At 63.8% G+C, this 12,954-nt stretch carries 10 protein-coding genes; 5 read left to right on the top strand and 5 right to left on the bottom strand.

From position 1 onward, the window contains the following. The first annotated feature begins 182 nt into the window (after window positions 1–182). Window positions 183–1,322: a pyridoxal phosphate-dependent aminotransferase gene (locus GR138_RS16150; protein WP_160860293.1), complete on the top strand. Its 1,140-nt coding sequence runs from the start codon at window positions 183–185 to the stop codon at window positions 1,320–1,322. A 74-nt stretch (window positions 1,323–1,396) separates the two neighbouring features. Here GR138_RS16150 and GR138_RS16145 read toward each other — a convergent pair whose 3' ends face one another. Both GR138_RS16145 and GR138_RS16140 read right to left on the bottom strand, forming a co-directional pair. Then, window positions 1,397–2,161, bottom strand: coding sequence for an SDR family oxidoreductase (locus GR138_RS16145; RefSeq protein ID WP_160860292.1), 765 nt, complete (start codon window positions 2,159–2,161; stop codon window positions 1,397–1,399). Window positions 2,162–2,295: 134 nt separating this feature from the next. Next, window positions 2,296–5,184: an Rne/Rng family ribonuclease gene (locus GR138_RS16140; protein ID WP_160860291.1), complete on the bottom strand. Its 2,889-nt coding sequence runs from the start codon at window positions 5,182–5,184 to the stop codon at window positions 2,296–2,298. Window positions 5,185–5,523: 339 nt separating this feature from the next. Between GR138_RS16140 and GR138_RS16135 the strand changes: the two genes are divergently transcribed. The 4 genes from GR138_RS16135 (at window position 5,524) to prfB (ending at window position 11,017) form a co-directional block, all read left to right on the top strand. Beyond that, a complete protein-coding gene (locus GR138_RS16135; RefSeq protein WP_160860290.1) occupies window positions 5,524–5,739 on the top strand; it encodes a hypothetical protein in 216 nt (71 codons plus the stop codon). Window positions 5,740–5,811: 72 nt separating this feature from the next. Next, window positions 5,812–7,059: an N-acetylmuramoyl-L-alanine amidase gene (locus tag GR138_RS16130; protein WP_420853657.1), complete on the top strand. Its 1,248-nt coding sequence runs from the start codon at window positions 5,812–5,814 to the stop codon at window positions 7,057–7,059. A 277-nt stretch (window positions 7,060–7,336) separates the two neighbouring features. Then, on the top strand, window positions 7,337–9,784 hold the full coding sequence (locus GR138_RS16125) for a penicillin-binding protein 1A (RefSeq protein WP_160860289.1): 2,448 nt from the start codon (window positions 7,337–7,339) through the stop codon (window positions 9,782–9,784). A gap of 101 nt (window positions 9,785–9,885) precedes the next feature. After that, window positions 9,886–11,017 (top strand): peptide chain release factor 2 gene (gene prfB / locus GR138_RS16120; protein ID WP_160860288.1). Its coding sequence is split into 2 segments (ribosomal slippage): window positions 9,886–9,954 and window positions 9,956–11,017, totalling 1,131 coding nucleotides; the frame shifts between segments, so codons are not numbered across the junction. Between the two features lie 47 nt (window positions 11,018–11,064). Here prfB and GR138_RS16115 read toward each other — a convergent pair. The 3 genes from GR138_RS16115 to GR138_RS16105 all read right to left on the bottom strand — a co-directional run bounded on the left by GR138_RS16115 (window position 11,065) and on the right by GR138_RS16105 (window position 12,813). After that, window positions 11,065–11,577 carry a hypothetical protein gene (locus GR138_RS16115; RefSeq protein ID WP_160860287.1) on the bottom strand — a complete coding sequence of 171 codons (513 nt, stop codon included), beginning with the start codon at window positions 11,575–11,577 and terminating at the stop codon, window positions 11,065–11,067. 34 nt (window positions 11,578–11,611) lie between these two features. Further along, a complete protein-coding gene (locus GR138_RS16110) occupies window positions 11,612–12,385 on the bottom strand; it encodes an NAD kinase (protein WP_160860286.1) in 774 nt (257 codons plus the stop codon). Between the two features lie 230 nt (window positions 12,386–12,615). Further along, on the bottom strand, window positions 12,616–12,813 hold the full coding sequence (locus GR138_RS16105; protein ID WP_160860285.1) for a hypothetical protein: 198 nt from the start codon (window positions 12,811–12,813) through the stop codon (window positions 12,616–12,618). Between the last annotated feature and the right edge of the window lie 141 nt (window positions 12,814–12,954).

The following is a 12,954-nucleotide window of genomic DNA, read 5'->3' as shown; positions in this document are numbered from 1 at the left end:
CGCCGCTGAAGTGCCATTGGCGGCACCCGCGCGTCAATGCGGACGCGGGTGCTTTCAACGACTCTATGGTCGCCCGCGCGCAAACGATAGGGTAAAAGCGGCGGATTTTCGGCCCTCGCAGGATTGTGAAGACCGGCATCTTGCGGCACACAGACGACGACTTCGAAACGGAACGGAAGCTCATGAAACTCTCCAGGCGCGGCGCCGTCGAACCCTTTCACGCCATGGACGTGCTCGCCGAGGCGACGAAGCAGCGCGCCGCCGGCCGGCCGGTGATTTCCATGGCCGTCGGCCAGCCGGTACACCCGGCGCCGGAAGCTGCCCGCGAGGCCGCGCGCAAGGCGCTGGAGATCGGCCGCATCGGCTATACGGATGCGCTCGGCCTGCTGTCGCTTCGCCTCGCCATTGCGGATTTTTACCGAAACCATCACGGCGTGTCCGTCGATCCCGGCCGTATCGCCATCACGACGGGCTCCTCGGCCGGCTTCAACCTCGCCTTCCTCGCGCTGTTCGATGCCGGCGACCGCGTCGCCATCGCCCGCCCGGGTTACCCGGCCTACCGCAACATCCTGGCGGCGCTTGGCATCGAGACGGTGGAAATCGAGGTCAGTGCCGAAAACGGCTTCACGCTGACGCCGGAGGCACTGCAGGCCGCCGGACGCATCGATGGCGTGCTGCTCGCAAGCCCCGCCAACCCGACCGGCACCGTGACCGGCCGTGCCAATCTCGCGGCGCTCTCGGCCTATTGCCGGGACAACGGCATCGCCTTCATCTCGGATGAGATCTACCACGGCCTCACCTTCGTCGGCGAAGAGGCGACGGCGCTGGAGTTCGGCAACGAGGCCGTCATCATCAATTCGTTCTCGAAATATTATTGCATGACCGGATGGCGCATCGGCTGGATGGTGCTGCCGGAGGCGCTTGTGCGGCCGGTGGAGTGTATTGCCCAGAGCCTCTACATTTCCGCGCCGGAACTGTCGCAGATCGCGGCCGAAGCCGCCCTTGGCGCGGAGGCGGAGTTGAACGTCTACCGCGACGCCTACCGCGTGAACCGCGACTTCCTCGTCAAGCGCCTGCCGGAGCTTGGCTTCTCCATCGCCTCGCCGATGGATGGCGCCTTCTACGCGTATGTCGATGTCAGCCGCTTCACCAATGACAGCATGGCCTTCGCCCGCCGCATGCTGGCCGAGACCGATGTCGCGGCCACGCCGGGCATCGACTTCGATCCGAAGGACGGCCACCACACGATGCGCTTCTCCTATGCCGGTTCCTTCGACGAGATGAGCGAGGCGGTCGACCGCCTCGCACGCTGGCTCGCCTGATCCTGAAAGCGATTCCGTTTCAAAGCCTTGCGGCCGGAAGCGGAATCAATCCCGCAGGCATCTGACTCGGTTTCTCAGACGCGGTTGATCGAGACGCCGCCGTCCACGAGCATGGCCGTGCCGGTTGTGAAGCTGGAGGCGTCCGAGCAGAGAAAGAGCGCCGCTTCGGCAATCTCCTCCGGCTCGGCGATCCGCTTGAAGGCATTGAGCCTGGCAACGAACTGGCGCGCTTCCGGCGTGTTGGCGACATCCCGTCCCATCGGCGTATCGGTAGCACCCGGCAGCAACGCATTCACCCGAATGCCCTTCGGACCGTATTCGGAGGCGAGCACCTGCACGAGGCCGACCAGGCCGGACTTCGACGCGGCATAGGCAGCCAGCCCCGGAAAGCCCGCCGTATAGCCGACGAAGGTGGAGGTGAAGACGAGTGCGCCACCGCCGCGGGCTTCGAGGGCCGGCAGCTGGTACTTGGCGGCGAGAAAGCCGCTGGTCAGGTTGACGTCGAGCACGCTTTGCCAATCCGCTATCGAAAGCGCGGGCAAGGGGCCGACAGGTCCCGTGGTGCCGGCATTGTTGAAGGCAATATCGACGCCGCCGAATTCGGCCGTCGCGGCCTCGACCAGCGCCTGGTGATGTGCCTCTTCGCTGACATCGCCCGCGACGGCGACAGCCGCGCCGCCGGCCGCGCGGATTTCACCGGCGACGGCCTCAAGCCGCTTCTCCCCGCGCGCCGAAAGCACGATCTTGGCACCCTGCCGGGCAAAGAGAAGTGCAGCGGCGCGGCCGATGCCGGAGCTTGCGCCGGTGATGATGGCGACCTTGTTGGTAAGACGGGTCATGGGTGTCTCCCTTGCTGGTTTCTGACGACCGCGGGTGTCGCAGAAGGGCAATCGGTGAGCCACCCGTTTCCTGCCAACCAAGAAAAAGGCCCGGACGATGCCGGGCCTTCGGATGTTTCAGGGATCTGTGCTTCTTAGAAGAAGCCGCGGCGCTGCCACCAGCCGCCCTTCTTGGGCTTGTCCGCGTCGTCTTCCGGTGCGGCTTCCTTCGTCGTGGAGGATTTCACCACGGGCTCGGAGGCGATCTTGGACAGGTCGCGGTTGGCGCGGGCAGGCTTGGCCGGCTCTTCGAGATCGGCCGATGCCGTCACGACTTCCGGTTCTGCCGGCGTTGCTTCCTCAATGGCGGCCTCGACCGTAGCCGCTGCCGGCTGCGCTTCGATTTCGCTGCGGGCAGCATCGTCGACGACGGCTTCTTCCGCGGCCTTGGCACGGCTGCGGCGAGCGCGCTTCGGCTTGGCCGGCGCCTCTTCGGCCACGGCCTCAACCGGCGCTTCCTCTGCAACGACAGCAACCTCGGCGACGTCCACTTCGACGGTCTCTACCGCGCCCGCATCGGCTTCGTCCGTATCGCCTTCGGCATCATCGCCGTCCGTGCCTTCAGCACCGGCTTCGAGCGCGCCGTCCTCGGGACGGTTGCGACGACCGCCACGCTTGCCACGGCGGCGGCGCTTGCGACGCTGCTCGGCGGTTTCCTCGGCGGGGGCCTGCGCTGCATCCGCAGCCTCTTCGCCTTCGCCATCGGCCTCGTCGTCATCGAGGTCATCCTCGTCGCCGGCCTGTTCGCCGCCGAAGGATGCGGTATCGGTGCCTTCGGCCCCGTCACGACGACCGCGACGGCGACGACGGCGCTTGCGCTTGCGGTTGTTCTCGTCGGCAGCGGCCGACGAAGAGGACTGGGCAGCCGGTGCAGTAGCGGCAGCCGGACGTGCTTCCTCTTCTTCTTCCTCGTCGATCTCGTCCTCGATGACGATGTCGTCGTCTTCGGGTTCCGGCTCGAAATGCAGGATCTGCTCGATCTTCACCGGGTTTTCGACGGCCTCGCCACGGTCGATCGCAAAGTGCTGCGCGCCGACATGCGCGTCAGCCTCGATGATGATCTGGACGCCGAAGCGGGTCTCGTAATCGATGATCGTGCCACGCTTGTGGTTGAGCAGGTAGAGCGCGATATCCGGCGTCGTGCGGACTGCGATGTTGTGCGTCGTGTTCTTGAGGAGATATTCCTCGATGCCGCGCAGCACATGCAGGGCCACCGACGACTGCGAGCGAACATGGCCCGTGCCGTTGCAGTGCGGGCAGGTCTGCATGGTCGATTCGAGAACGGATGCGCGGATGCGCTGGCGCGACATTTCGAGCAGGCCGAAATGCGAGATGCGGCCGACCTGGATGCGTGCGCGGTCGTTCTTGAGGTGATCCTTCAGGCGCTTCTCGACGGAGCGGTTGTTGCGCTTCTCCTCCATGTCGATGAAGTCGATGACGACAAGGCCGGCAAGGTCGCGCAGGCGAAGCTGGCGCGCCACTTCTTCGGCGGCTTCCAGGTTCGTCTGGAGCGCGGTCTCCTCGATGGAGTGTTCGCGCGTCGAGCGGCCCGAGTTGACGTCGATCGAGACGAGCGCCTCGGTCTGGTTGATGATGATGTAGCCACCGGACTTCAGCGTCACCTGCGGCTGCAGCATGCGGTCGAGCTGGGCTTCGATGCCCGAGCGCGAGAAGATCGGATGCACGTCGCGGTAAGGCTGGACGACCTTCGCGTGGCTCGGCATCAGCATCTTCATGAAGCCCTTGGCTTCGCGATAGCCTTCCTCGCCGGCAACGACGATCTCGCTGATATCCTTGTTATAAAGGTCGCGGATCGAGCGCTTGATGAGCGAGCCTTCCTCGTAGACGAGGCAGGGCGCGGTGGAGGCGAGCGTCAGCGTGCGGACGTTCTCCCACAGGCGCATCAGGTATTCGAAGTCGCGCTTGACCTCGACCTTGGTGCGGTTGGCGCCGGCCGTGCGCAGGATGACGCCCATGCCCTGCGGAACTTCGAGGCTGCGGGCGATTTCCTTCAGGCGCTTGCGGTCCTGAAGTGCGGTGATCTTGCGGGAAATGCCGCCGCCACGCGCCGTGTTCGGCATGAGAACCGAGTAGCGGCCGGCAAGCGACAGATAGGTGGTGAGCGCTGCACCCTTGTTGCCGCGCTCTTCCTTGGCGACCTGCACGAGCAGGATCTGCCGGCGCTTGATGACTTCCTGGATGCGGTACTGCTTGCGCGGCTTGCGGCTCACGCGATCCGGCACCTCTTCCATGGCGTCTTCGGCGCCGACGGATTCGATGACTTCCTTTTCTTCGCCGTGATGATCGTCATCATCGTCGTCGTCATCGCGGCGACGGCGGCCGCGCTTGCGCTCGCTCGGCTCGGAGATTTCGTCGGTATCGACGGCCATGGCCATCGCGCCACCGGGCGTTTCGTCGTCGCTGGTCTCAGCGGGAGCGGCGGCCTCTTCTTCTGCCGGCGCATCCTCGGTCTTTGCCTTCGCCTTGCGCGTGCGGCGCGGCTTCTTGGGCTTTTCGGCGGGGGCTTCTTCGGCGAGAGCGGCGGCCGCCTCGACGACTTCGGCCTCAGCCTCCGGTGCGGCTTCGACTGCCGGCGCCTCTTCGACGGCAGTTGCAACGGCTTCCACCGTCGGCTCGCTGTCGTCGGAGAGGTCGGTTCCGGTCTCGATCTGCTCGATCTCGTCGTCGCGGCGGTGCTCTTCGGCCTCGGCCCTCAGGAGCGCCTGACGATCGGCAAGCGGAATCTGGTAATAATCCGGGTGGATTTCGGCGAAGGCCAGGAAGCCGTGGCGGTTGCCGCCATAATCAACGAATGCCGCCTGAAGCGACGGTTCAACGCGCGTGACCTTGGCAAGGTAGATATTGCCGCGGATCTGCTTCTTGTGTTCGGATTCGAAGTCGAATTCTTCTATGCGGTTTCCGCGTACGACAACGACGCGCGTCTCCTCAGCGTGAGACGCGTCGATAAGCATTTTCTCTGCCATGTAGATTGTGCTCCTCGGCGCACACACAATCCTGGCGGCGAGCTGTTTCCTGTGAAGGAAGTGCCGGGGGAGGAGAGGGATGCGCCGAATATGTAAGTTCCCGTTAGGCCCCGGTGAGGAGTAAGCGGACGGAGGGCGGTCGGTACGCGAGCGTCCCGGTGCCTGTTACCCTCTGAAAAAAGCCGCTGTGACAACATCAACGTCCAACGAGAATGCCAGTGCCATAGACCTTTAAGGTCCGATGAAATTGCCCTTGGGGAAGGGCGGTTGGTGGAAATCCACCTTGACTGTTCCGGCCACCGCCGGTTTACGCGATCTGTTCGGACGGGAAAAAGAGGTATGACGGAGGATGAAGGCCCGGTTCGGCGCCAAGTCCCGAAGGGTGGCTGCCTGCTCAAAGCGATTCTATCCCGTCTAAGCTTTATCCCTGATTTTGCTTTTATGGCGGATATGTCACAATGGCAAGGGAAAAGCCAAAAGCGTCATAATCTTGATCGATTTGCCGCTATGCCTGCGTCTTCGCGGCGGATGCACGAGATTGCAAGCTTTGGTTAACCCTATGAGGGCATCTATGAGGCTTGTTCTGCACCGCATTGCGCGGGTTCCACGCGTTTGAACGGACTGCCAGTGGTAGAGCTACGCCTCCTGACCGAATATTTTCTCCGCGCCGTCACCGTCGCGATCGCCGCCGTGCTCTCGATTGCGATCGTCACGCCGGCCTTAGCCGTATCCGCGTCGGCCGCACCGTTGCTCGCCTTCTCCGCCCGCATCGCCGGTGACGATGCCCGCACCCGGCTGATCATCGATTTCGATCGCAAACCCGAATTCAAGGTCCACTACGTCGCCAATCCCTATCGCGTTCTGATCGACCTGCCGGAAACCGATTTCGGCATCAAGGCCGAAGACCTGGAAGCGCGCGGCATCTTTTCCGAGATCCGCTACGGCACCATGGCCGCCGGCCGCTCGCGCATCGTGTTGACCGCATCGCGTCCCGTCGGCGTTGTCCTTGCCGAGGTGCAGGAAGAGCAGGGGGCTACAAGCTACCGGCTCGTCATCGATGCGGCGATCGTCACCGACCAGGTCTTCCAGGGCCAGATGGAAAAGCAGAGCTGGCAAGAGGCGTCCGTTCCGGCCAGCACCGGGCAGACGCCTGTCATGCTGCCCGGCAGCCGGGCGGACGGCCCCTTCGTCATTGCCGTCGATGCCGGTCACGGCGGGATCGACAATGGCGCGCGCGGTGGCGTGACCAAGACGGAGGAGAAGCACGTCACGCTCGCCTTCGCCCAGCAGCTTGCCGATGCCTTGAACAAATTGCCCGACACGCGCGCCTTCCTGACGCGCCAAAAGGATGAGTTCCTATCGCTGTCGCAGCGCGTGCAATTGGCCCGCAGCGAGGGCGCGAACCTGTTGATCTCCATTCACGCCGATACCTTGAAACAGAAGGATACGCGCGGGGCGACGGTCTACACCATTTCCGACAAGGCCTCCGACAGCCTCGCCGCGAGCCTTGCCGAACGTGAAAACCTCTCCGACCAGATCGCCGGCATTTCCTTCGTCGACGAGCCGGCCGAAGTGGCTGACATCCTGCTCGACCTGACGCGGCGCGAGACGCAGGCCTTCTCGATCAATCTTGCCCAGAGCATCGTCAGCACCTTCAAGAATGAGGTGATGCTGATCAACAATCCCCATCGGCACGCCGGCTTCCGTGTTCTGACCGCGCCGGACGTGCCGTCGATCCTGCTCGAGCTCGGCTTCATGTCGAACAAGGACGACGAGCAATTGCTGATCGACCCGGCCTGGCAGAAGAAGGTGGCCGGCCTCGTCGCCAAGGCCGTCGAACAGTATCGCTCGACCGTCGTCGCGAATGGCGGTTAAGCGTCTCGGACGATAGAAGCGGCGCGCAGCCCGCGAACGTGCTAGTCTTGCTGTGCCGGAAAAGTGACAGCCGCCGCCATTGTGTGGTGGTGAAGGCCGTATGCATGCTGTAAGCCCTATTTTCCTCACATTCCGATCGCTAGACGGAAGCGAGAAAATGGGGGCGACTCGTCTTCTATCGGAGAGGTGCCGTGGCGCATTGCGTTGCGGTGGCGCAAGGCCGGGCAGCGGGTCTGCCTGATGAAATTATAAGACATAAGGCATCGGTAACTGGCTCATGATCAGACTGATTGGATATTTCTTCGGGATTGGCGCCGTGTTCTTTCTCGGCGTGGCGGGCGCGGTTGCGCTCTATCTCGGAAGTGTCACCAAGGATCTTCCCGATTATGAGGTCTTGAACAGCTACGCGCCGCCGGTGACGACGCGCATGCATGCCGGCAACGGCGCGCTGATGGCCGAATATGCCCGCGAGCGGCGCCTCTACCTGCCGATCCAGGCGATCCCGGATCGCGTGAAGGCCGCCTTCCTCTCGGCGGAAGACAAGAACTTTTATCAGCATCCCGGCGTCGACGTGACGGGCCTGTTCCGCGCCATCGTGGTCAACGTGCAGAACATGGGCTCCGGCCGCCGTCCGGTGGGTGCATCGACCATCACCCAGCAGGTCGCCAAGAACTTCCTGCTTTCGTCCGACCAGACGATCGACCGCAAGGTCAAGGAAGCGATCCTTTCCTTCCGCATCGAGCAGGCCTATTCGAAGGACCGCATTCTCGAACTCTATCTCAACGAGATCTTCTTCGGCCTGAATTCCTACGGCATCGCCGGCGCGGCGCTCACCTATTTCGACAAGTCCGTCACCGAGCTGACGGTCGCCGAGACCGCCTATCTTGCCGCGCTGCCGAAAGGCCCCTCGAACTATCATCCTTTCCGCCGCACCGAGGCCGCCATCGAGCGCCGCAACTGGGTCATCGACCGCATGGTCGAGAACGGCTACGTCACCCAGAGCGACGGTGCGGAAGCGAAAACCCAGCCGCTCGGCGTAACGCCGCGCCACCGCGGCTCCTATCTGTTCGCCTCGGAATATTTCTCCGAAGAGGTCCGCCGGCAGATCATCGAACGCTACGGCGACAACGCGCTCTATGAAGGCGGCCTGTCGGTCCGTACCTCTCTCGACCCGCGCATCCAGGTTGCCGCCCGCAAGACGCTCCAGAAGGGTCTGCTCAGCTATGACGAGCGCCGCGGCTTCCACGGCCCGATCAAGACGATCGAGGCTGGTGGCGACTGGGGCGTGGAACTCGCCAAGATCGCCGCATTCTCCGACGTGCCGGAATGGAAGCTCGCCGTGGTGCTTTCCGCCGATGACGGCGGCGCCGATATCGGCCTGCAGCCGAGCAAGGAAGCCTCCGGCAAGGTCGTCGAGGAACGCGTGACCGGTCGTATCGAGGCCGAGAACATGAAATGGGCCTATCGGTCGGCCAAGGGTGACCGCAAGACGGCGAAATCGCCGGCCGGCGTCTTCACCGCTGGCGACGTCGTCTATGTCGAACCGATGGAAGGCGGCACCTACCGCCTGCGCCAGCCGCCGAAGGTGCAGGGCGGTCTCGTCGCCATGGACCCGCATACCGGCCGCGTGCTCGCCATGGTCGGCGGCTTCTCCTATGGTCAGTCGGAATTCAACCGCGCGACGCAGGCGATGCGCCAGCCGGGTTCGTCCTTCAAGCCCTTCGTCTACGCAGCCGCCCTCGACAACGGCTATACGCCGGCATCCGTCATCATGGACGCGCCGATCGAGATCGTCGCCGGCGGCCAGGTCTGGCGCCCGCAGAACTACGGCGGCGGTTCCGCTGGTCCGTCGACGCTGCGTCTCGGCATCGAGCGCTCGCGCAACCTGATGACGGTGCGCCTTGCCAACGACATGGGCATGAACCTCGTCGCCGAATATGCCGAACGCTTCGGCATCTATGACAAGATGCTGCCGGTGCTCGCCATGTCGCTCGGTTCCGGCGAGACGACCGTGCTGCGCATGGTCTCCGCCTATGCCGTGCTCGCCAATGGCGGCAAGCAGATCAAGCCTTCGCTGATCGACCGCATCCAGGACCGCTACGGCAAGACGATCTTCCGTCATGAAGAGCGCACCTGCGAGAACTGCAACGCCAACGACTGGGAAAACCAGGACGAGCCGACGCTGGTCGACAACCGCGAGCAGGTGCTCGACCCGATGACCGCCTACCAGATCACCTCGATGATGGAAGGCGTCGTCACGCGCGGCACCGCCGCCGGCAAGATCAAGCTCGATCGCCCGACGGCCGGCAAGACCGGCACGACCAACGACGAGAAGGACGCCTGGTTCGTCGGCTACACGCCGGATCTCGTCGCCGGTCTCTATATCGGCTTCGACAGCCCGGCGCCGCTCGGCCGCGGCGCGACCGGTGGCTCGCTTTCCGCGCCGATCTTCAACGAATTCATGCAGGCCGCGCTGGACGGCACCAGGCCGACGAAGTTCATCGTGCCTGAGGGCATGCAGTTCATCGCCGTCAACCGCAAGACCGGCATGCAGGCGAATGAAGGCGATCCGGACACGATCATGGAAGCCTTCAAGCCCGGCACCGGCCCGGCCGACGTCTTCTCCGTCATCGGCGGCGAGGAATTCGCCAGCCCTGAAGAGATCCTGAAGAGCTCGCCACAGGCGAACCAGGCGGTCACCGGCGGCAGCGGCGGCCTGTTCTGATCCAGGGATGATCCAGTTCGAGGGCGGGCGCGGGGCTTTACATCCGCGCCCGCCCTCTCTATTTCGGGGCCACCGAAACCAAAGCATCGAAGAAAGCGGATATGCGCGCGGAAATCGAGAATATTGTCGACGAAATCAAGCAGGCCATAAGCCTGCTGAGGAGGCATCTTTGACTGGGATCAGGCGGTAAGACGACTGGACTGGTTGAACAACAAGGCAGAGGATCCCAACCTCTGGAACGATGCCCAGGAAGCCCAGAAGCTGATGCGCGAGCGCCAGCAGCTGGATGAGGGCATCAACGGCGTGAAGGCCATCGAGCAGCAGCTCAAGGACAATATCGAACTCATCGAACTCGGTGAGGAAGAGGGCGATGCGTCGATCGTCAAGGAAGCCGAAGACGCCCTGAAGGCCGTTCGCACGGAGGCTGCCCGCAAGCAGGTCGAGGCCATGCTGTCCGGCGAGGCCGACGGCAACGACACCTATCTCGAAGTGCATTCCGGTGCCGGCGGCACGGAAAGCCAGGACTGGGCGAACATGCTTTTGCGCATGTACACGCGCTGGGCCGAGCGTTCGGGCTACAAGGTGGAGCTGCTGGAAATCCATGACGGCGAAGAAGCGGGCATCAAGTCCGCGACCCTGCTCGTCAAGGGCCACAATGCCTATGGCTGGCTGAAGACGGAATCGGGCGTGCACCGCCTCGTCCGCATCTCGCCCTATGATAGCAATGCGCGCCGCCACACCTCGTTCTCGTCGATCTGGGTCTACCCGGTCATCGACGACTCGATCAACATCGAGATCAACGAGAGCGATTGCCGCATCGACACCTACCGTTCGTCGGGCGCCGGCGGCCAGCACGTCAACACGACCGATTCGGCCGTGCGCATCACGCACATCCCGTCCGGTATCGTCGTCGCCTGCCAGCAGGAGCGCTCGCAGCACAAGAACCGCGCCAAGGCGTGGGACATGCTGCGCGCCCGCCTCTACGAAGCCGAACTGAAGAAGCGCGAAGAGGCTGCCAATGCCGAAGCCGCCTCCAAGTCGGATATCGGTTGGGGCCACCAGATCCGCTCCTACGTGCTGCAGCCCTACCAGCTGGTCAAGGACCTGCGCACCGGCGTCGAAAGCACGGCGCCGTCCGATGTTCTTGACGGCGAACTCAACGAGTTCATGGAAGCAGCACTCGCCCACCGCGTCAACGGCGGCGCCGATGCGGTGACGGACGATCTGAACTGAAGACTGCAAATCCCTGAATTTCGGAACGGGCGCTTCGGCGCCCGTTTTCAATTGGTGGCGCGCTCGACCTTGATCTCGCCGAGATCATCGATCAGCACCGTCCAGCTTTCCGGCTCGGCGGCCTTCGGGTCGGTCTTCAGGTAAACCGTCGCGAAGAGGCCCGGCTGCGCGGTGATGCCCGATGAGTTTTCCGGTCGGATATCCGTGACATAGGGCTTCATCGCCGAAAACTCTTCGAGCACGGTCGAGGAGGCGATTTTCGGGCCGGCGGCGGTCGCCTCGATCTGCTGGAGGTGGATCTGCGCTGTGCCGTCCGGCTGGCGCACGGCGACAAGCTTGTAGTATCCCCGCCGCATGGCGGCCGGCTGCGCCGTTTCGGCGGTCTCCGGCTTGGCAGTCCCGGCGCCTTCTGCCGCCGCATCGTCGAGCGGTTCTTCCCAGAAGCCGGTGCTCACCACAAAGGTGACGGTCTCCGACACCGGCGGCTCGCCTTCGGCCCAGGCGGGCGCTGCAGGGATGAAAAACAGGGCAAGGACGGCGGCAAGTGTGTGCCGGTGCATGGCAAAACTCCTGTCCCGGGTTGGGGTAGCAGTCTCAGTAATCGAATTGTTCGGCAAGAATCCGGTCGGACCACGAATGATCGGGGTCGGACAGGATGAGCGCTGAAAGGCTGGCCGATTCGGCGATACGCACCGCGGTGACGGATTTGACCTCGGTATTGTCGGCCACCGCGTTGACCGGCCGTTTTTCCGCTTCCAGCACCTCGATCGTCACCGTCACCTTGTTCGGCAGCAGCGCGCCGCGCCAGCGCCGGGGGCGGAAGGCGCTGACGGGGGTGAGGGCCAGCAACGGCGCCTCCAGCGGCAGGATCGGGCCATGGGCGGACAGATTATAGGCCGTCGAGCCAGCCGGCGTCGCGAGCAGCAGGCCGTCGCAGATCAATTCCTCCAGCCGCACCCGGTCATCGACGCTCACCCGCAGCTTTGCCGCCTGGTAGGACTGGCGGAACAGATAGACCTCGTTGATCGCCAGCGCGCGGCGCTCCAGGCCGCTGGCATCGCTCGTCACCATTTCCAGTGGCCGGAAGGCATTTTCCACCGCCCCCTCGATGCGCGCCGGCAAATCCTTCGTATCATAGCGGTTCATCAGAAAGCCGATGGAGCCGCGGTTCATGCCGTAAACCCGCTTGCCGGTGTTCATCGTCGTGTGCAGCGTCTGCAACATGAAGCCATCGCCGCCAAGCGCCACGATGACATCGGCCTCTTCGGGGTCGGCATTGCCATAGATGGCGATCAGCTCGTTGCGCGCTTCCTGCGCTTCAGGCGCCGTCGAGGCGACGAAAGAGAAGGAGGTGGAGTCACGCGCCATGCTGCCGTTCCGCATCTTTTGGGGGACGTCCGCTTTTCATCGAAGCGCGGAAACACCCCATCCCTTTGTTTCGACGCAGCTTCGAACGCAGGAACCGTTGCGTTTGCGGAAGTTGCGCAAGCGAGCCCGGGCGCACCGCACGTCCAAGCCGGCCTTTGTCGCATGCCTTTACGGCATGCGCATCTGAAAAATATGACAGTGCCAATGGGGGGAAGGCGAGGGCGCCGGCTTCACGCCCTGGAGGGCCCGCCGGCCCGCGCTTCAAGCGCCTTGAGCGTCGCCTGTCCTGCGGCGGCTGCCTGCATCGGATTGGCGAACGGCCCTTTCACGGGATAGGTGACGCCGCGGAAGGTGAGCGCGAAAAAATACTTCCCGTCGATCCGCTTCTCGACCGTCACCTTGCTAACCGGCTGTTTGTCCTGCGCCACGTCCGTTCCTCCGAATTGCGAAGCGGGAATGCGGCGCTCGTCCGCACCGCGTCTGTTCGAACGCCTATAGGCCAGTCGGCCTCGCGGGGCAATCTGCAAGGCCCAAGTCTACGCCTATGCCGCATCGGGCAACGGAGGTGT

Origin of the sequence: Shinella kummerowiae (assembly GCF_009827055.1) — a bacterium.
Classification (GTDB): Bacteria; Pseudomonadota; Alphaproteobacteria; order Rhizobiales; family Rhizobiaceae; genus Shinella; species Shinella kummerowiae.
This window is presented reverse-complemented; position numbering and strand designations above follow the sequence as displayed.